Source organism: Amycolatopsis sp. NPDC003676, from assembly GCF_053587275.1.
On sequence record NZ_JBSFNS010000002.1, the window covers coordinates 159,650 to 177,675 of the forward strand.

At 68.8% G+C, this 18,026-nt stretch carries 18 protein-coding genes; 9 read left to right on the forward strand and 9 right to left on the reverse strand.

From position 1 onward, the window contains the following. Positions 1–54: 54 nt before the first annotated feature. Together ACWDNU_RS01940 and ACWDNU_RS01945 are read left to right on the forward strand one after the other, a co-directional pair. Positions 55–2,406 (forward strand): bifunctional salicylyl-CoA 5-hydroxylase/oxidoreductase, encoded by a 2,352-nt coding sequence (locus ACWDNU_RS01940; protein WP_449667340.1) that lies wholly within the window; start codon positions 55–57, stop codon positions 2,404–2,406. Further along, positions 2,403–3,548 carry an acyl-CoA dehydrogenase family protein gene (locus tag ACWDNU_RS01945; protein WP_043830646.1) on the forward strand — a complete coding sequence of 382 codons (1,146 nt, stop codon included), beginning with the start codon at positions 2,403–2,405 and terminating at the stop codon, positions 3,546–3,548. Before ACWDNU_RS01940 ends, ACWDNU_RS01945 begins: the two co-directional genes overlap by 4 nt. Before the next feature lie 97 nt (positions 3,549–3,645). On the opposite strand, the gene ACWDNU_RS01950 is transcribed toward ACWDNU_RS01945, so the two are convergent. Then, on the reverse strand, positions 3,646–4,275 hold the full coding sequence (locus tag ACWDNU_RS01950) for a DUF2306 domain-containing protein (protein WP_449667341.1): 630 nt from the start codon (positions 4,273–4,275) through the stop codon (positions 3,646–3,648). Between the two features lie 411 nt (positions 4,276–4,686). On the opposite strand from ACWDNU_RS01950, the gene ACWDNU_RS01955 reads away from it, so the two are divergent. Next, positions 4,687–5,904: a family 16 glycosylhydrolase gene (locus ACWDNU_RS01955; protein WP_370933887.1), complete on the forward strand. Its 1,218-nt coding sequence runs from the start codon at positions 4,687–4,689 to the stop codon at positions 5,902–5,904. A 288-nt stretch (positions 5,905–6,192) separates the two neighbouring features. Here ACWDNU_RS01955 and ACWDNU_RS01960 read toward each other — a convergent pair whose 3' ends face one another. Then, positions 6,193–6,870 (reverse strand): GntR family transcriptional regulator, encoded by a 678-nt coding sequence (locus tag ACWDNU_RS01960; RefSeq protein WP_449667386.1) that lies wholly within the window; start codon positions 6,868–6,870, stop codon positions 6,193–6,195. A gap of 148 nt (positions 6,871–7,018) precedes the next feature. Between ACWDNU_RS01960 and ACWDNU_RS01965 the strand changes: the two genes are divergently transcribed. The 5 genes from ACWDNU_RS01965 to ACWDNU_RS01985 are packed head-to-tail and all read left to right on the forward strand — an operon-like array spanning position 7,019 to position 11,303. Then, a complete protein-coding gene (locus tag ACWDNU_RS01965) occupies positions 7,019–8,278 on the forward strand; it encodes an MFS transporter (protein WP_449667342.1) in 1,260 nt (419 codons plus the stop codon). Further along, the gene (locus ACWDNU_RS01970; protein ID WP_449667343.1) at positions 8,275–9,069 is read left to right on the forward strand and encodes a putative hydro-lyase; all 795 of its coding nucleotides are present in this window, start codon (positions 8,275–8,277) and stop codon (positions 9,067–9,069) included. Before ACWDNU_RS01965 ends, ACWDNU_RS01970 begins: the two co-directional genes overlap by 4 nt. 1 nt (position 9,070) lies before the next feature. Next, a complete protein-coding gene (locus ACWDNU_RS01975) occupies positions 9,071–9,820 on the forward strand; it encodes a LamB/YcsF family protein (RefSeq protein WP_449667344.1) in 750 nt (249 codons plus the stop codon). Positions 9,821–9,825: 5 nt separating this feature from the next. Further along, positions 9,826–10,431, forward strand: a complete 606-nt coding sequence (locus tag ACWDNU_RS01980) for a 5-oxoprolinase subunit B family protein (RefSeq protein WP_449667387.1) — start codon at positions 9,826–9,828, stop codon at positions 10,429–10,431. Next, entirely contained in the window at positions 10,428–11,303 is an 876-nt protein-coding gene (locus tag ACWDNU_RS01985; protein WP_449667345.1) for a 5-oxoprolinase subunit C family protein, read from the forward strand. Before ACWDNU_RS01980 ends, ACWDNU_RS01985 begins: the two co-directional genes overlap by 4 nt. Here the strand turns inward: ACWDNU_RS01985 and ACWDNU_RS01990 are convergent. The 6 genes from ACWDNU_RS01990 to ACWDNU_RS02015 all read right to left on the reverse strand — a co-directional run bounded on the left by ACWDNU_RS01990 (position 11,272) and on the right by ACWDNU_RS02015 (position 16,045). Continuing rightward, positions 11,272–11,898 (reverse strand): alpha-ketoglutarate-dependent dioxygenase AlkB family protein, encoded by a 627-nt coding sequence (locus ACWDNU_RS01990; RefSeq protein WP_449667346.1) that lies wholly within the window; start codon positions 11,896–11,898, stop codon positions 11,272–11,274. The genes ACWDNU_RS01985 and ACWDNU_RS01990 overlap by 32 nt on opposite strands. 173 nt (positions 11,899–12,071) lie before the next feature. Then, on the reverse strand, positions 12,072–13,127 hold the full coding sequence (locus ACWDNU_RS01995) for an alcohol dehydrogenase catalytic domain-containing protein (RefSeq protein ID WP_449667347.1): 1,056 nt from the start codon (positions 13,125–13,127) through the stop codon (positions 12,072–12,074). Between the two features lie 268 nt (positions 13,128–13,395). After that, on the reverse strand, positions 13,396–13,746 hold the full coding sequence (locus ACWDNU_RS02000) for a transcriptional regulator (RefSeq protein WP_116201118.1): 351 nt from the start codon (positions 13,744–13,746) through the stop codon (positions 13,396–13,398). A gap of 72 nt (positions 13,747–13,818) precedes the next feature. Continuing rightward, positions 13,819–14,637 (reverse strand): LLM class flavin-dependent oxidoreductase, encoded by an 819-nt coding sequence (locus ACWDNU_RS02005; protein WP_449667348.1) that lies wholly within the window; start codon positions 14,635–14,637, stop codon positions 13,819–13,821. An 83-nt stretch (positions 14,638–14,720) separates the two neighbouring features. Further along, positions 14,721–15,404, reverse strand: coding sequence for a metal-dependent transcriptional regulator (locus tag ACWDNU_RS02010; RefSeq protein WP_344281110.1), 684 nt, complete (start codon positions 15,402–15,404; stop codon positions 14,721–14,723). A gap of 200 nt (positions 15,405–15,604) precedes the next feature. Further along, entirely contained in the window at positions 15,605–16,045 is a 441-nt protein-coding gene (locus tag ACWDNU_RS02015; protein ID WP_370933880.1) for a GNAT family N-acetyltransferase, read from the reverse strand. Positions 16,046–16,102: 57 nt separating this feature from the next. Here ACWDNU_RS02015 and ACWDNU_RS02020 point away from each other — a divergent pair, with 57 nt between their 5' ends. Further along, entirely contained in the window at positions 16,103–16,417 is a 315-nt protein-coding gene (locus tag ACWDNU_RS02020; protein ID WP_449667349.1) for a hypothetical protein, read from the forward strand. 7 nt (positions 16,418–16,424) lie between these two features. On the opposite strand, the gene ACWDNU_RS02025 is transcribed toward ACWDNU_RS02020, so the two are convergent. After that, on the reverse strand, positions 16,425–18,002 hold the full coding sequence (locus tag ACWDNU_RS02025; RefSeq protein ID WP_449667350.1) for an amidohydrolase: 1,578 nt from the start codon (positions 18,000–18,002) through the stop codon (positions 16,425–16,427). Positions 18,003–18,026: the final 24 nt, after the last annotated feature.

The window sequence follows — 18,026 nt, forward strand, 5'->3', positions numbered from 1 at the left end:
ACCCATCTATCGTCTTCTTGACGACCGTACTTCACGCGACATACCCTGAACGGCGTGCGGATTTCAGTAGTCGGCGGCGGGCCAGCGGGCCTCTACTTCGCCGTGCTCGCGAAACAACTCGGCCCGGACCACGAGATCACGGTCTGGGAGCGCAACGCGCCCGACGACACGTTCGGCTTCGGCGTCGTCTTCTCCGACGAGACACTCGGCGGCATCGAGCACGCCGACCCGGCCGTACACGAGGCGATGCGCCGGGACTTCGCGCGCTGGGACGACATCGACGTGCACTACCGCGAATCCGTGTCCACTTCGGGCGGGCACGGATTCGCCGCGATGAGCCGCAAACGGCTGCTCTCGATCCTGCAGCAGCGGTGCCGCGAAATGGGCATTGATGTCCGATTCCGCAGTGTCGCGCCGGATCCCGCCGAGCTGGCAGCTTCTTCCGATCTCGTGGTCGCCGCGGACGGCGTGAATTCCGCGGTGCGCACGGCGTTCGCCGATTCGTTCCGGCCTTCCGTCGAGACGCGGCAGTGCCGGTACATCTGGCTCGGCACTGACCTGGTCTTCGACGCGTTCAAGTTCTACGTGCTCGAAACGCCGCACGGCATCATGCAGGTCCACGGTTATCCGTACGGCCGCGACGGCAGCACGTTCATCCTGGAGATGCACGAAGACGTGTGGCAACGGGCATTCGGCCCGATCGCCGCCACCGGACTCGGCCCGGGCGAGAGCGACGAGAAGTCGATCGAGCTGATCCGCGAACTGTGCGGCGACATTTTCGACGGACATCAGTTGCTGGCCAACAACTCCAAGTGGGCCACCTTCGGCACGGTCCGCTGCGAAAGCTGGGTCCACGACAATGTCGTGCTGCTCGGCGATGCGGCGCACACGGCGCATTTCTCGATCGGTTCCGGCACGAAGCTCGCCATGGAGGACGCACTCGCGCTCGCCGCGTGTCTGCACGAGCAGCCGAGCGTTCCGGAAGCCCTTGCTGCGTATGAAGAAGAGCGTCGTCCGGTCGTCAATTCCACGCAGCGGGCGGCGCAGGCCAGCCTGGAGTGGTTCGAGAATCTGGCGCAGTACACGCATCAGGAACCGGAGCAGTTCGCGTTCAACCTGCTTACCCGCAGCCGTCGCGTCACTTACGACAACCTGAAGCTGCGGGACAAGGAATTCGCCGCCTCGCTGGATCAGTGGTTCGCCGATTCGCTCGGTACTTCCGTCGCGCCGCCGATGTTCCAGCCAGTGCGGATCGGCTCGCTGGAATTGCCGAACCGGATCATCGTGTCGCCGATGGACATGTACTCCGCGGTCGACGGCGTGCCTGGCGAATTCCACCTGGTGCACCTGGGAAGCAAGGCGCTCGGCGGAGCCGGACTGGTGATGACCGAGATGATCTGCGTGTCCGCCGAAGGCCGGATCACGCCGGGTTGCCCCGGGCTTTACACCTCCGAGCAGGAAGCCGCGTGGAAGCGGATCGTCGAGTTCGTGCACCGCGAAACCCCGGCGAAGATCGGGTTGCAGCTGGGGCACTCCGGTCGCAAGGGCTCGACGAAACTGATGTGGGAAGGCATTGACGACCCGTTGCCGGAAGGCAACTGGGAGGTCTGTGCGCCGTCCGCGCTGCCGTATTCGCCGAACAACCAGACGCCGCGCGAGCTGACCGTCGCCGAACTGGGCGAGATCCGGGACCAGTTCGTCTCAGCCGCCGAAGCCGCCGCGCGCGCTGGGTTCGATCTGTTGGAACTGCACTGTGCGCACGGCTATCTGCTGTCGTCCTTCCTGTCCCCGCTGACCAACCAGCGCACCGATTCCTACGGCGGTTCCCCGGAAAACCGGCTGCGCTTCCCTCTGGAGGTCTTCGACGCCGTCCGCGCCGTGTGGCCGGCCGACCGTCCGCTGACCGTCCGGATATCGGCCACCGACTGGTTCGAGGGCGGCAACGACGCCGACGAAGCCGTGGCCATCGCGCAGGCGTTCGCCGAACACGGCGCGGCCGCGATCGATGTGTCGACCGGCCAGGTGGTCAGCGAAGAACAGCCGAAGTTCGGGCGCAGCTACCAAACTCCGTATGCCGACCGGATCCGCAACGAGGTCGGCCGTCGCTACGGCACCGCAGTGATCGCCGTCGGCGCGATTTCCTCTTACGACGACGTGAACTCGCTCATCCTCGCGGGCCGTGCCGACCTGTGCGCACTCGGCCGCACCCACCTGTTCAATCCACAATGGACTCTGCACGCGGCCGCCGCGCAGGAGTATCCGGTGGCGTGGCCGAAACAGTGGGCAGCGGGCAAACGCCCACCGCAGACCGGCCGCACCGACGGTCCAGAGCCACGACTCGACCTGGTCCGCACCGGCGGCCACCAAACCGCCCATGCCCGCTGGCGACCGGAGGACGCCCGATGAACGCTTTCGCATTCACTCCGGAACAGACCGCCTACGCCGCGTCCGTCCGGAAGATCGCCGCCGAACAGCTAGTCGAACTGGCCGCCGCCGGTGCCGAAGGCGCGGTAAACCGACCACTGCTGAAGGCAATGGGCTCGCACGGCCTGCTCGCCCGGTTGTTCCCCGGTGTCGAAAGTGGACAGCCAACTCGGCAGGCCGCCGCGACCGATCTGTGCCTGCTGCGGGAAGCCCTCGCCACGCAAAGCACCGAAGCCGAGACCGCGCTGGCATTGCAGGGATTGGGCAGCTACCCGGTACTCCAGTCCGGTTTGGACGAACAGGTCCAGCGCTGGCTCCCCGCTGTCGCCGCCGGTGACGCCGTCGCCGCTTTCGCGCTGACCGAACCGGACGCCGGTTCCGACGCAGCCGCCCTCCAGTTAGCCGCCGAACCAGACGGTGACGGCTGGCGGCTCACCGGCACGAAAATGTGGATCTCGAACGCCCCAGAAGCCGATTTCTACACGGTCTTCGCCCGCACCACTCCCGACGCCGGTTCACGCGGCGTCAGCGCCTTCGTCGTCCCTGGCGACCGCGCCGGGCTCAGCGGCGAACACCTGGATCTGGTGAGCCCACACCCGATTGGCACCGTGGTGTTCGACGGCGTCCGGGTAAACCGCGACGAACTGCTCGGCGAGGAAAACCGCGGTTTCGCCGTAGCAATGCGCACTTTGGACCTGTTCCGCCCGAGCGTCGGCGCCTTCGCCGTCGGCATGGCGCAAGCCGCCCTCGACGCCACCGTGGAGTACACCGCTTCGCGCGAAGCATTCGGCGGCCCGTTGGTGAAGCAGCAGACAGTCGCGCACACGCTGGCCGAAATGGCGACGCGAACGGAAGCCGGCCGTCTGCTGGTCTACGCCGCCGCGGCGGCTTACGACGCGGGCGAGCAGAACCTGGCCGGTCGCGCGGCAATGGCGAAGTTGTTCGCGACCGAGACCGCGCAATACGTCGTGGATCAAGCGGTGCAATTGCACGGCGCACGAGCGTTGCGGCGAGGGCATTTGCTGGAGCATTTGTATCGAGAGGTCCGAGCGCCGCGTATTTACGAAGGCGCGTCGGAGATCCAGCGGACGATCATCGCGCGGTCTTTGCAGCGGCGCGGATGAGCTGTCATTCGGTGTACCCCTCGCACCGAATGCATCCGCGCCGCCTGCTGGTGTTCTAACAAGCAGGCGGCGCGGACATCAAACTATTCAGCGAGGGCTAAACACTCGCGCGGCGCTTCGGTTTCCGGTCGAGCCACAGCTGCGCCGCGATCAGCGCGACCGTCCAGCTCACCCACGCCCCGAGCGCCGCGATCGACTGCCCGAACGCGATCTCGCTGCCGCCGAACGTCGTGGCGATCTGCGGTTCCAGGAAAATCGCCGCGATCGGGCCGATCAGCCGGTTGAGAATGATCGACATCGTCAACGCGAAGCTGCGGATCATCCAGCGCCGGTGATCGCCGAAGCGGCGTTCGCGAGCGGCGCGGTAGCCCGCCCACGTCGTACCGAGCCACAGCACCGCGAGCAGCACGTCGCTGGCCCGCGTCACCGGCCCGAACGGGGTCGCCGCGCCGATCGTCAGCGCCAGCAACCCGGACGGCAGCACTCCCGCGAACACGTACGCGCGGCCGGAGTAGCGGTGCAGCACCGGGTACTTCCGCCGGATCAACGGCCAGATCTGCAGCAGCGCGGACACCATCGCGATCGACCCGAACACCACGTGCCCCACCAGGAACAAGTAGTGCGCGGGGAACGTCGACGGGACCCTCGATTGCGCCGGGTCGAACGCCAGATACGGCGGCAGCGAATAAGCCAGGAACGCGACCACCACCAGCCCCAGCGGCCCCACCCACGGTCTCCGCCACCAGTGCTTTCCCGGCTCGACCCGTACCGTTCGCTCCGCTGCGGGCGTGGCCCGCGGTGGTCGAAGATCCGTCCCCGCCGTCATGTCGGCCTCTCTCTTCTCGTCCGTTCTCGGCTGGCACTTCCGAACGTAGGACGGGTACCCCGGGCGAACCATGGTGCCGACTGGCGTCAGCGCGGTAGGGGCAGCCTTACCCTCGGTCAGGTGACCCCGCGGGCCGCTGCCGCGAGTACGTGAGGGGAACCCTGAGGGAATCAGATTCCCTCAGGGTGGCCCTCACGTACGTTGACCATTGCCGCAGAGGTCCAGACCAGGCATACTCTTCCTACTTTGTTGCCCGCCACAACAAAGCACTCCCTCGCTCAAGGTTCCTCCCCGAAACCGAGGTGACCACGCATGCCCAGATTCCTCAGACGCGTCCCCACCGCCTTGGCCGCAGCCGCACTCCTGGCGCTCGGCCTGCAGACCGCCCCGGCGGTGCTCGCCCCTCCCACCGCGGCCGCCGCCGAAAGCTTCACCGACGATTTCAACGGCCCCGCCGGCGCCGCCGCCGACGCGTCGAAATGGACCTACGAAACCGGCGACAACAACGGAAACAACCACGAACGCCAGTGGTACACCGCCGGTGCGGCCAACGGCGCCCTCGACGGCCAAGGCCACCTGGTCATCACCGCCAAACGCGAAAACTCCGGCCACACCTGCTGGTACGGCACCTGCCAGTACACCTCCGCCCGGCTCAACACCGCCGGCAAATTCAGCCAGGCATACGGGCACGTCGAAACCCGGATGAAGATCCCGCGCGGCCAAGGCATGTGGCCCGCGTTCTGGATGCTCGGCGGCGGAAACTGGCCGAACGACGGCGAAATCGACGTCATGGAGAACATCGGCCGCGAACCGAACACCGTGCACGGCACCATTCACGGCCCCGGCTACTCCGGCGCGGGCGGCATCGGCGCGGCGTACAACGGCCCTGTCTTCGCCGACGATTTCCACACCTACGCGGTCGACTGGTCGCCGAACAAGATCGTCTGGTCGGTCGACGGCAACGCCTACCAGACCCGCACCCCGGCCGATCTGAACGGCAACCGCTGGGTCTTCGACCATCCCTTCTACCTGATCCTGAACCTCGCCGTCGGCGGCGACTGGCCAGGAGACCCGGACGGGAACACGCAATTCCCGCAGCAGCTGGTCGTCGACTACGTGCACGTGAACACCAGCAGCGACGGCGGGTCCAGCGGCCGGATCATCGGCATCGGCGGCAAGTGCGTCGACGTGCCCTGGGCCAATCCGGCGAACTTCACCCAGCTGCAGATCACCGACTGCAACGGAAACGCCGCGCAGAACTGGACCATCGGCGGCGACGGGACCATTCGCGCGCTCGGCAAGTGCATGGACGTCAAGTACTCCGGCACCGACGACGGCACTCCGGTCCAGATGTACGACTGCAACAACAGCAACGCGCAGCAGTGGGTCGTGACCGCGGCGCACGACATCGTCAACCCGCATGCGAACAAATGCCTCGACGCGGCGGGGGTCAGTTCGGCCAACGGCACGAAACTGCAGCTGTGGACGTGCACCGGGAACGTCAACCAGAAATGGTCGGTGAACCAGTAGCCGTCCACTGTGGACGAATAAGGACGGCGGGCCGTGACCTCCCCCCGGTGGCCACGGTCCGCCGCGGAAACCGCGCGGGCCGGGCGGGAACCAAGATCGACCGCCCGGCCGTGGGCCGTCCTCCGCGCGTCGGCTGGGGGTCCCAACGCCCGGGGCGGCGCTCTCGCGCGGCCCACTGCCGACGGTAGCCAGCCCGCGCACGCCGTGGCGCCTCCCGGCTGGCAGGAGGGGCCGAACGGCCATTCTCGCTGCCTTCCCGGGCAAACCGGCCGGTTTCGGCCGAACGGCTCAGCGGGTTCCGGCGAGCTCCGCATAGGCCTCGACCAACTGCGCTTCCGCGTCGTCGAGGTAGCCGGCGAGCATCTCCGCCGTACGGATCCCGTCGCCGGTCGCGAGCACGTCCAGGATTTCGTGGTTCCGCGGCAGATACCGCTCATGGAAGCGGCGCGGGTCGGCCATCACGTGGAACACCAGCCGCAGCTCCGCGGTGAGCGCCTGCATCAGCTCGACAATGCGCTCGCTGCCGGCGAGCGCCACCAGTTCCGCGTGGAAACGGATGTTCGCAGTGCCCAGGTCCTGCCACTGCGCCTGCTTCGCCGCGCGATCGCCGTCCGCGACCGTGCTGGCGATCTTCTCGTACGCCGCCGGCTTCTCGGTCACGTCGCGAACCGCCGCGCACTCGATGAGCTTGCGGACCCGGTAGATGTCGCGCACGTCTTCGACGCTCGGCACCCGCACGAACACCCCGCGGTTCAGCTCGTGCACCAGAAGCCGTTCGTGGGTCAGCAACCGGAATGCCTCACGGAGCGTGTTGCGCGAGACCCCGAGCGCGCTGCCGATGTCCTGCTCCGAAAGCCGTACTCCGGGCAGGAAGTACCCCTCGGAAACACGCGTGCGCAGCACGCCGGCGACCCGCTCCGCGGTGCTCGTCCGGCCGAGCAGGCCGCGATCCGCTTCCAGGCCCATGGGCTCTCCGTCGGTGACCACGTCGCCCAGCGTAGCCAGCGGGCGGTGAACAATAAAATGAGGGACTTGTGGAATTGTTGAACGATCCGTACGGTAGCGGCCATGTGACTCGTGCCACCATGAGTTCGTCCCCCTTGTGAGGTGCCCTATGAACGTCAACGTCGCCGACGGCACCGCGAACGCGGCCCGCCCGTTCGGCTGGTATCGCTCGCTCGGCCACAAGGGCCGCCGCGCCTTCCTCGGCGCCTTCGGCGGCTACGGCCTCGATTCGTTCGACTACCAGACCCTGCCCTTCGGCCTGGCCGCGATCACCGCCTACTTCGGCATCACGTCCGGCGAAGCGGGCCTGCTCAGCACCGTCACGCTGGTCGTGTCCGCGATCGGCGGCGTCGGGGCCGGCGTGCTCGCCGACCGCATCGGCCGCGTCCGCACGCTGCAGCTGACCATCGCGATGTACACGATCTTCACGGTGCTGTGCGGATTCGCGCCCAACTTCGAAACGCTGCTGATCTTCCGCGGCCTGCAGGGGCTCGGGTTCGGCGGCGAGTGGGCGGTCGGCGCCGCGCTGGTCGCCGAGTACTGCTCGGCCAAGTACCGCGGCCGCACGGTCGCGTTCGTGCAGAGCGCGTGGGCGGTCGGCTGGGGCCTGCTGGTCATCGTCTACACGGTGCTGTTCAGCGTCCTCGACCAGGACATCGCGTGGCGCGTGCTGTTCTGGGTCGGCGTCATTCCGGCGCTGCTCGTGCTGTGGGTCCGACGCAGTGTGGAGGATGCGCCTGAGGCAGCCGCACGGCGGGTTTCGGCCAAGGTCAAAGGCTCGCTCGCCGGGATTTTCAAGCCGAATCTCTTGCGTACCACGGTGTTCGCCGCGCTCCTCGCGACCGGCGTCCAGGGCGGTTACTACACGCTGTTCACCTGGATGCCGAAGTACCTGCAGAGCAGCCGCGGCCTGTCCGTGGTCAACACCGGCGGCTACTTCGCGCTGCTGATCCCGGGCGCGTTCATCGGCTACGTCTGCGGCGGCTACCTCACCGACCTGCTCGGCCGGAAGAAGACGTTCCTGCTGTTCTCCGTCGTTTCCGCGCTGCTGATCGTGCTGTTCGTGCAGCTGCCTTACGGCGCGAACGGCCTGATGCTGCTGATCAGTTTCCCGCTCGGCTTCTCGACTTCGGCGATCTTCAGCGGCTTCGGCGCGTACCTCGCCGAGCTGTACCCGACTGAGCTGCGCGCCACCGGGCAGGGCTTCACCTACAACTTCGGCCGCGCGGTCGGTGCTGCTTTCCCTGCTGTGGTGGGCTTTCTCGGTGCGGGCGGCGCGATCGTGCTCGGCGCGGTCGGTTACGCGATCGCCGCGGTAGCGCTGCTCGGGCTGCCGGAAACGCGAGGCAAGGAGCTGGTGGAGGGATGACCACTTCCTACGATCCGTCGACGCTCACTCCGGCCGAAGCCCGTGCGCTCTTTCGCACCGGCACCGAACGCCCGACCACCGGCTGGGCCGACGGTTTCGCACAGACCAACCTGATCGCCGTACCGGCGGACTGGGCCGACGACGTCCGCGAGTTCTGCGCCCGCAACCCGCGGCCGTGCCCGGTGCTCGACGTCAGCGAACCCGGCGACCCGACCACCCGGCTCGCGCCCGGCGCGGACCTGCGCACCGACCTGCCGCGTTACCGTGTGTGGCACAACGGCGCGCTGACCAGCGAAATCGCCGACGCCACCGGGGTGTGGCGCAGCGACATGGTCGCGTTCTCCATCGGGTGCAGCTTCAGCTTCGAGACACTGCTGCGCGCCGCGGGCATTCCGCTGCGGCACGCGGAGCAGGGCCGCAACGTCTCGATGTACGTGACGAACCGGCAGTGCGAACCGGCCGGGCGGCTGAGCGGCCCGATGGTGGTGTCGATGCGCCAGATTCCGGAAACCCAGGTCGAGGACGCCGCGGCGATCACCGCCGCGATGCCCGCGGTGCACGGTGCCCCGGTCCACGTCGGCGACCCCGCTGAGCTGGGCATCTCCGACCTCGCGCGGCCGGATTTCGGCGATCCGGTCGACGCCGCGCCCGGTGACGTGCCGGTGTTCTGGGCTTGCGGCGTCACCCCGCAGGCGGCGCTGATGGCGTCCCGGCCGCCGTTCGCCATCACGCACGCCCCCGGGTACATGTTCTTGACCGACCGGCCCGATCGCGACTACCAGGTGGGATGACATGGACCTCAACAGCGACCTCGGCGAAGGCTTCGGCGCCTGGACCATGGGCGACGACGAAGCCATGCTCGACATCGTGACCAGCGCGAACATCGCGTGCGGCTTTCACGCGGGCGACGCGAGCGTGATGCGCCGCGTGTGCGAACGCGCGGCCGAACGCGGCGTCACCATCGGCGCGCACGTCGGCTACCGCGACCTGGCCGGCTTCGGCCGTCGAGCGCTCGACATCGCGCCGGAAGACCTCGCGGACGAAGTGCTGTACCAAATCGGCGCTCTCGACGCCTTCGCGCGCGCGGCGCACAGCTGCGTGCGTTACGTGAAGGCGCACGGCGCGCTGTACAACACGGCAGCTGTCGATCCGGAGCAAGCAGCAGCGCTTGTCGAAGGCGTACGGCGCTATCACACCGACCTGGCGCTGCTGTGTCCTCCGGACTCCGAAATGCTGCGCGCGGCTCAAGCAGCGGGCGTGCCTGCGTACGCAGAAGCGTTCGCCGACCGCGCGTACACGCCTGAAGGACGTCTGGTGTCGCGCAAGCTTCCAGGCGCGGTACTGCACGACACTGACGAAGTCGCCGCGAGGGCGCTCACCATGGCGACCACCGGCGAGGTCGTCGACGTTGACGGCGGCAAGCTCATGCTGCGGGCGGATTCCCTTTGCGTGCACGGGGATACGCCCGGTGCGGTTGAGTTGGCTCGCCGGATTCGCGAACTGCTCACCGAATCCGGCGTGGTGTTGAGGTCGTTCGTGTGACCGGTTTGAACACTGTATTGCGCTACGGCCGTTCCGCGTTGCTGGTGGAGGTCGACGACGTACTCGGGTTCCAGGCGGCCTGCGAAGCCGCCGAACCCGAGGGCGTCGTCGAGCTTGTCCCCGCCGCACGCACCCTGCTGGTCCGTTTCGACCCTGCCCGCACCGATTCCGTTGCCCTGTCTCGTTCGCTCGCTTCACTGTCCACAGTGGATGTCTCTGCGCGCGCGACGGAGGCTGTCACCCTGCCGGTGCGCTACGACGGCGCTGACCTGGCGGACGTCGCCGAAGCCACCGGGCTGTCCGTTTCCGAAGTCGTGCAACGGCATTCGGCGGGCACCTACGTCGCGGCTTTCTGCGGTTTCGCTCCCGGTTTCGCCTACCTGACCGGCCTCGACCCAGCGTTGCACCTGCCGCGCCGGAGCACGCCGCGCACGCGCGTGCCCGCGGGTGCGGTGGCGATCGCCGGTGAGTACAGCGCGATCTACCCGCATCCGTCGCCCGGCGGCTGGCACCTGCTCGGCCACAGCGACGCGCAGGTGTGGAACGTCGACCGTCAGCAACCGAATCTGCTGGTCCCAGGCACTGTCGTGCGGTTCGAGGAGATTCGGTGACCGGCAAAATCGAGATCCTCGCGCCGGGCCCGTTCGCGACCGTGCAAGACCTCGGACGGCCTGGCTACGCGGCAGTCGGCGTCGGCCGCTCCGGCGCGGCTGACCGGGGCTCGCTGAAGCTGGCGAACCGGCTCGTCGGCAACCCCGAAACGCATGCGGCGCTGGAAGTCACCCTAGGCGGCCTGCGGGTGCGGGTCTCCGAACACACCACCGTCGCGGTCACCGGCGCTCAGGTACCGATCCGCGCTGGTGGGCGGGCCGCTGCCGTCGGTGCGCCGATCGTCCTGCGCCCTGGCGACGAACTCGAACTCGGCGTCCCTTCGCTCGGCCTGCGCAGCTACCTCGCGGTACGCGGCGGCCTGGACGTACCGCCGGTGCTCGGCGCGCGAGCCACCGACACGCTGGGCAAACTCGGCCCGCCCGTCCTCGCGGCGGGAATGTCGCTGCCGATCGGTTCGGCAGTGCAGGGCGACCCTTGTGTCGACCTCGCCCCGTTGCCCCGGCTGGTGGAAGAACCCGTACTGCGCCTGGAACCCGGCCCGCGACTGGACTGGTTCACCGCGTCCGCACTGTCCACTTTGCTCACTGGTGCCTACACCGTGACCAACGACCTCGACCGCGTCGGCGTCCGCCTGGACGGCCCCGCGCTCACCCGCGCCCGCGTCGGCGAACTGGCCCCGGAAGCCGCCGTCCCCGGCGCACTCCAGGTACCGCCGTCCGGAGTGCCGATCCTGTTCCTCGCCGACCATCCGGTGACCGGTGGTTACCCCGTCGCTGCTGTGGTGGACGAGAACGACCTAGACCTCGCCGCCCAACTCCGGCCGGGCCAGCGGGTCCGGTTCACATCCCCGACACCCGCAGCGTCAGGTTGAGCCGCCCGGTCAGGCCAAGATCCGGATCCGCCGTGCCGGGCAAGGTTTTCGGCACCCCGTGGAACGCCAGCCGCGCCGGGCCGCCGAAGACGAACAGGTCGCCTGAGCGCAGTTCGACATCGGTGTACGGCCGGTTCCGGTGCTCGGTGTTGCCGAAGCGGAATACGCAGGTGTCGCCGAGGCTGAGCGAGACCACCGGCTCCGTCGAACGCTCGTCTTTGTCCTGGTGCATGCCCATTTTCGCGGTCGCGTCGTAGTAGTTCACGAGCGCGACGTCGGGCTGGTAATCGTCGGCGGGCCGGTCGTAGGCGTCGGCGAGCGCGCGGCGGCCGAGGTCGGCCAGCCAGTCCGGGAACGGCTCCACCGGCGAACCGTCCTCGCGCAGCCGGTCGTAGCGGTACGGCAGCCACTGCCAGCCGAGACAGACCGTGCGCACCGACATCACCCCGCCGCTGGGCAGCCGGGTCGAGCGGTAACCGCGCCAGCCGCGACAGGCCGTGACGAGGTCGCGTTGTTCTTGCCCGGAAAGCCAATCCGGGACGTGCACCGCTCCCGGTGCGATTTCCCGGCGGGGACGCGGCAGCAGCTCCATCACGCCGCTCCGTGGCCGGTGGCCGCAGGAGTCACCCTGCCGGGCGCTCCTGCGGCGGGTTCCCCTCGCCACTTGCCGCCAAGCTTCGGAGAATTGCACACCGCCGGGGGACCCGCCAGGTTTTCGTCAGCTACAACTCGGACTCGCCACCCAGGGTGTTCGCCGGTCACCATTCGTCACCCGAACTCGACGACAGTCACCCCGGCCCGGGCAGGCACCGGATTACTCATCGCAGCGAGCGCGCCTGGCACTCCGTCGAGCCCGATCCGCGTGCCGATCAACCCGTCCAGATCAATCCCGGACCGCTCCACCACGCCGAGCAACTCGGGGTACTCATAGGCCTGCAGCCCGTGGATCCCGACAATCTCCAGCTCTCCGCCGACCACCCGATGCATCGGAATCGGCGGCACCCCCTGGCTGGGCGGCATCAGCCCGGCCTGGACGTGCCGTCCGCGCTTGCGCAAGCTGCCCACCGAAGCCGCACAGGTGACCGGGGAGCCCAGACAGTCCAGTGACACGTGCGTACCGCCTTCGGTGCGCTCGCGGACGTACGCGGCCAACGCCTCCGGCCCGTCGAACGCGCTGGCATCGACACTCAGCACGGCACCAGAACGCTCCGCCAACGCGCGCGCCTGCGGCGAGACGTCCACCGCCACTACCTTCGCGCCCGCAGCGGCTGCCAGGAGAACCGCGGAGATGCCGACGCCGCCGCAGCCGTACACAGACACCCACTGCCCCGCGCGTACGCCGCCCTGGCGCAACACTGCGCGGAAAGCCGTCCCGAAGCGGCAACCGAGCGCAGCAGCTTCCGCCGACGACATCGAGTCCGGCAACGCGACCAGGTTCGGCTGGGCATGCTCGATGGCGACCAGCTCGGCGAACGAACCCCAGTGGGTCGCGCCGGGCTGGAACTCGTCGTCGCAGATCTGCTGGTCGCCCTTGGCACACTGCGCGCAAACGCCGCACGCGCACACGAACGGGACCGTCACCCGGTCGCCCTTCGCCCAGCCCTTGATTCCCTTGCCGATCTCAACGATCCGCCCGGCGAGTTCGTGCCCGGCCACGTGCGGCAACCGGACGGCCTCGTCGTGGCCCTGCCAGGTGTGCCAGTCGCTGCGGCACACCCCGGTCGCTTCGACGGCGATGACGACCCCGCCGTCCGGGGTCACCGGATCCGGTACTTCCCGCACTTCCGGAAGCACGCCGAACTCTTCGATCACGACCGCACGCATAGGCCTGATCGTAGAAGCCGCCTGACGGGCCGCTGGCTTCAGCTCACCGGGCTTGCGCGCCCCCAATGCGGCATTGGGTGCATCCCACGCACCGAACGCCACATTGGGTGCACCCCACGCACCCAACGCCACATTGGGGTTCTCCTGGCTGGTAAGCGCGCGGTCCGGCGCTCCGCCGTGCACCGCAGTCCGGGCGAACGCGGCGGACGACGGCGCGTAGGCGTCGGGATACGCCGGCGCACTCGCCGTCCGCCGCGGCCGGGCGCGCTCAGGAGAGCTGCTGGCCCGGCTGATGGAACTGGCCGCGCGGACGCGGCGGGCCGAGCAGCCTGCGCAGCGACCCGTCCGGGACGCCGAGGATCTGCTCGAGATTTCGCAATGCCCGCAACGATTCCGGGCGTTCCGGGCGGCAGCGTCCGGATTGCCAATGGCTCAATGTCGCGAGACTGACCGTGGTTCCCCTTCCCCGCAGCCGATATCTGATGCGTTCGAGTCCGAGCCCGCGGGCCCGGATGGCCGCGCGCAGCGCTTCGGCGAACGGGCCGGTTTCGAGCAATTGCCCGAGATCCCGCCCTGTTGTACTCCCCCGGTCGATCGTCGGTGTTCGCTGACCGGTCATCGCACACGCTCCGAACCACGTCGCTGGGAAACCTCGGAGCGTAGGCCGGACAACGCATGATCGGAAGAGCTGTCACCCTTGTGCGGAGAATGCCTGGACAATCGCGGCGAACGGTTCCGCATAGCCGGAATTGACCGTGACACAGGAAATCCCCCACCGCTCTCGCCAGCGGAGAAGCATTTCCCCAGCGGCGTCGGGGTTTTCCGGCAGCACGGTGACAGCTTTCTCCTCGACCAGTTGCGGTACGTCAACCCCGGTGTAGCGGGCGAGCCACGGCGAAGGCTTGTCCCCGATCGCGCTCAGGTTCACCGCCAATTCGACATCCCGGCCTCCCGCGAACGAGCGAAAAGTGTCCACAATGGAGTCAGCCTGTTCCTCGGTCGTGCGCGGTCCCCAGGAAAACGTCACGACGTCGGCGGTGCGCGCGGCGAGCGCGAGCATTTTGGGCCCGGAACCCGCGAGCAATAGCGGCGGGCGGTCGGGGCGCTGCGAAAGCACCTCGATGGTGTCCGCCAACCGGGCGACGCGTTCGCCCGGCGAACCGAACTCACGCCCGAGCGTTTCCGCGTGCTTCCCCGCGCCGGGATGGCCGACGCCCAGCCCCAGCAGGAAGCGGCCGCCGGTCGCCTGATGCAGTGAATCGGCCTGCCACGCGAGGTTCCGCGCGGCACGGAACGGATCGGCGAGCACGAAGGTGCCGAGGGTGAGCTTGCTGGTGACCGCGGCGGCGGCCGGAACGAGCGTCAACGGATCGAGCCCGCCGACCGGATCGGTCGCGAACATGACGTCGAAGCCGAGGTCCTCGATCCGGCGAGCCTGCGCGGTCCAGGACGGCAGATCCGGTGCATACCCGGTGACGATCCCGAAGCGGAAGGGTTTGGCAGTAGTCATGCCGCTTATCGTCGGCTTAGGCCCTTCACGGCACATCCGCTCGACAGCGACACTCGCGCGTACGCTCCAGGGCGCACGGTGTGTCAGCGCAGGGTCACCGACAACGCCTGCGCGATCTCCTTGCCGATAGCGTGCGTGGCGGCGTCCGGCGGCTGCCCGACCTTCACCACCATCGGCCCGCCGAACGGCTGCCGCTCGACCACCTCGATGCGCTCGCCGAGGCCGATCGCGTGCTCGGTGAGGTAGCGCAGCAGGTCCGGATCGGTGTCCCACACCCGGACGATCTCGCCGACCGCACCGGGCGGCAGGTCGTCCAGAATGCGCATCGGGAGTTCCTCGACGCTGCCGTCCGGAGCCGGAATCGGATCGCCGTGCGGATCGCGAACGGGGTTGCCGAGTTTGGCCGCGATGCGCTCGACGAGCCGATCGGAGACGGCGTGCTCCAGCGCGTCGGCCTCGGCGTGGACCTCGTCCCAGGTGAAGCCGAGTTCGGAGACCAGGTACGTCTCGATCAGCCGGTGCCTGCGCAGCACCGACCGGGCGAGCTGGCGCCCCTCGGAGGTCAGCTCGATGCCGCGGTAGGGCACGTGCGCGACCAGGCCGAGCTGCGAAAGCTTCGTGACCATGCCCGACGCCGACGACGGGCTCACCTCAAGCCGCCCGGCCAGCGACGCGTTGGTGACCGCCTCGCCCCGTTCGACCAGCCCGTAGATCACCCGCACGTAGTCCTCGACCGACGACGACCTCCGGACGGAACCATCTCCCATGCCGCATACGATACGGGGCCCGGTCTGGTGTGGTCTGCCGGTCAGGGCCGCCAGAGGCCGCCGGTCTGGTCTGTCGCGCCGGTCCGGCGCGGTCACCCCGTCTGGGCAGCCCGGCCAGGACCGTACCGCAGCCGCCGCCCCGCTCAAGGACCTCGTTGTTCGGTCACGGCCGCCAGCGGGCTAGCCGCGCCGACGCGGAGTCACGGCCGCCAGCGGTAACGAACCCACCCCGGCACCGGCTCCGCGCCGAGCTGCGCGTAGAACGCCTCCGCCTTGGCGTTGCCCGCCTGCATGTCCCACTCGACCCGCCCCGTCGTGCGGGCGCGGAGGGCGTCGAGCAGCTCCCGGCCCAGCCCGTGCCTGCGGTGCTCCGGACGGATGAACAGATCGTCGAGCCAGATCCCCGGGCGACCCTCCCAAGTGGAGAAATTCCAGCTGCAGAAGGCGAACCCGGCCACCAGGTCCGGCCGTCCCGGCGGAGTGCAGATCAGCACCCACGCCTTCGGCTCCGGCCCGAACAGGTGACCGCTCATCTCGGCGCGGTCGAGTTTGAGGTCGTGCTTGTCCTCGTAGACCGCGTGTTCCTCGATAAGGCTGCAGATCTCCTCGACGTCCTCGAAGACAGCGTCGCGTACGGGCATCGGGCGCCCCTTTCTGGTTCTGGCGGTTTTGTCGGTGGTCTCGGTTACCGTGCGGAAATGACAGAAGAGCGGTTCGAAGACCTGGTCGACGAGCTGCAGCGCTGCCCGGGCGTCACGCCGCCCCGGGTCGGCCGCGGCTTCGGCTCGCACGCGCTCAAGGTGCACGGACGGATTTTCGCGATGTTCGTCCGCGGCCGCCTCGTGGTGAAGCTGCCGAAGCCCCGGGTGGACGAACTGGTGGACAGCGGCCACGGCGTGCGGTTCGACGCGAACAAAGGCAACCCGATGAAGGAGTGGTTTTCGATGGATCCGGAGGCTCCGCTGGAGTGGAGCGCGATAGCCCGGGAGGCGATGGCGTTCGCAGGCAAGTGAAACAGCATCACGAGGCCTCGTAAAGAAGCTCGCCGCCCACCGCGGTGCCGAGCACCCTTGCGTCCTCCACAGTGGACAGTGGATCCGCGGACAACACCACGAAATCCGCGAGTTTCCCCGGCTCAAGCGTGCCGAGGTAGCTCTCCGCGAAGGTCGCATAGGCCGAGCCGTACGTGTAGGCGCGCAGGGCCTCCGCCGGGGCCAGCGCTTCCTCCACCGAGAACGGTTCGCCGGTGGAGGTCCGGCGGTGGACCATGTCGGCGAGGCCCAGCAGCGGGGCGCCGTCGACGACGGGGCGGTCTGAGCTGGCGGGCAGCACGCAGCCGGCATCGAGGACGCTGCGGAGGCGGTAGCACCACGCCACCCGCGATTCGCCTAGGGCTGCGCGCATGCCGTCGCCCAGTTCGTTCACGAACCGGCCTTGCGGGGACGCGATCAGGCCCAGCGAGGCCAGGCGGGTCAGCTCCGCTGGCGGGAGCACGGCGCAGTGTTCGATGCGGTGCCGGTGGTCGGCGCGCGGGGTGGCGGCGAGGGCGGCTTCGTAGGCGTCCAACACCACCGTGACAGCTCGGTCGCCGATGGCGTGGGTCGCGATTTGCCAGCCGGCGTCGTGGGCTTGGCGGATGGTGCGCGTGAGCTCGTCCTCGGGCACCTGGAAGTAGCCGCGGTTGTCCGGTTCGCCGTCGAACGGTTCGTGCATCGCGCAGGTGCGGCCGATCAGCGAGCCGTCGGCGAAGAGCTTCATCGGGCCGATGCGCAGCCACTCGTCGCCTAGGCCGGTGCGCAGGCCCAGGTCCAGGCCGAAGCCGGCGCCGTCGGGCAGGTCGTGCAGGACGCTCGCGGCGACCATCACCGTGCTCCGCACTCGCAGGACGCCGCGTTCGCGCGCGAGCTGGTACGCGGCCAGCTCGGCCGGTGTCTCGCCGACCAGGCCGCCGCCGATTCCGGCTTCCTGGACGCTCGTGATGCCCTCGGACAGGTACTGCTGGCTCGCCCGGTCGAGGCCGCGGACCACCGATTCGAGCGGCGTCGGGTACGTCAGCGGACGCAGCAGCAACTGCGCCTGCTCGCGCAACAACCCGGTCGGCGAGCCGTCGGACGAATGCACCACGTCGCCGCCGACGGGGACGTTCGCGAGGTCCAGCTGGTCCAGCACGGCGGAGTTGACCAGGGTCATGTGGCCGGACGTGTGCTTGAGCCGCACGAGCATGCCGGGGGCGGCTCGATCAAGACCATGCCGGTCGGGGTGTTCGCCACCGGCTAGTTTGTTCTGGTCGTAGCCGCTGCCGACGACCCAGCTCCCGGCGGGCAGCTCGGCCGCGCGCCGCGCCACGGCGGCATACACCTCGTCGACGCTGCGGCAGTCGCTCAGCGGCACGTCGTCCAGGCCCATGCCGAACCACGCCATGTGGTTGTGCGCGTCGTGGAACCCGGGCGCGACGAAGCCCCCGCCGAGATCCACCCGGCGACGGGCGGACAGCTCGCGCGCGTCGTCGCCCAGCGCCACGATCCGGCCGTGCAGCACCGCCAGCGCGGTGTCGCCGGTGACCAGCCTGGCGTTCTCGTACACCGCGTCAACCTGCATGCCTTCGACACTATCGATCGATCG

Excerpts from the sequence above, each read along its gene's own strand:
- ACWDNU_RS02005 (WP_449667348.1), bottom strand. The coding sequence starts at position 14,637 with ATGACTACTGCCAAACCCTTCCGCTTCGGGATCGTCACCGGGTATGCA.
- ACWDNU_RS01965 (WP_449667342.1), top strand. The coding sequence starts at position 7,019 with ATGAACGTCAACGTCGCCGACGGCACCGCGAACGCGGCCCGCCCGTTC.
- ACWDNU_RS02010 (WP_344281110.1), bottom strand. The coding sequence starts at position 15,404 with ATGGGAGATGGTTCCGTCCGGAGGTCGTCGTCGGTCGAGGACTACGTG.
- ACWDNU_RS02020 (WP_449667349.1), top strand. The coding sequence starts at position 16,103 with ATGACAGAAGAGCGGTTCGAAGACCTGGTCGACGAGCTGCAGCGCTGC.
- ACWDNU_RS01960 (WP_449667386.1), bottom strand. The coding sequence starts at position 6,870 with ATGGGCCTGGAAGCGGATCGCGGCCTGCTCGGCCGGACGAGCACCGCG.
- ACWDNU_RS02015 (WP_370933880.1), bottom strand. The coding sequence starts at position 16,045 with ATGCCCGTACGCGACGCTGTCTTCGAGGACGTCGAGGAGATCTGCAGC.
- ACWDNU_RS01995 (WP_449667347.1), bottom strand. The coding sequence starts at position 13,127 with ATGCGTGCGGTCGTGATCGAAGAGTTCGGCGTGCTTCCGGAAGTGCGG.
- ACWDNU_RS01955 (WP_370933887.1), top strand. The coding sequence starts at position 4,687 with ATGCCCAGATTCCTCAGACGCGTCCCCACCGCCTTGGCCGCAGCCGCA.
- ACWDNU_RS02025 (WP_449667350.1), bottom strand. The coding sequence starts at position 18,002 with ATGCAGGTTGACGCGGTGTACGAGAACGCCAGGCTGGTCACCGGCGAC.
- ACWDNU_RS01970 (WP_449667343.1), top strand. The coding sequence starts at position 8,275 with ATGACCACTTCCTACGATCCGTCGACGCTCACTCCGGCCGAAGCCCGT.
- ACWDNU_RS01945 (WP_043830646.1), top strand. The coding sequence starts at position 2,403 with ATGAACGCTTTCGCATTCACTCCGGAACAGACCGCCTACGCCGCGTCC.
- ACWDNU_RS02000 (WP_116201118.1), bottom strand. The coding sequence starts at position 13,746 with ATGACCGGTCAGCGAACACCGACGATCGACCGGGGGAGTACAACAGGG.
- ACWDNU_RS01975 (WP_449667344.1), top strand. The coding sequence starts at position 9,071 with ATGGACCTCAACAGCGACCTCGGCGAAGGCTTCGGCGCCTGGACCATG.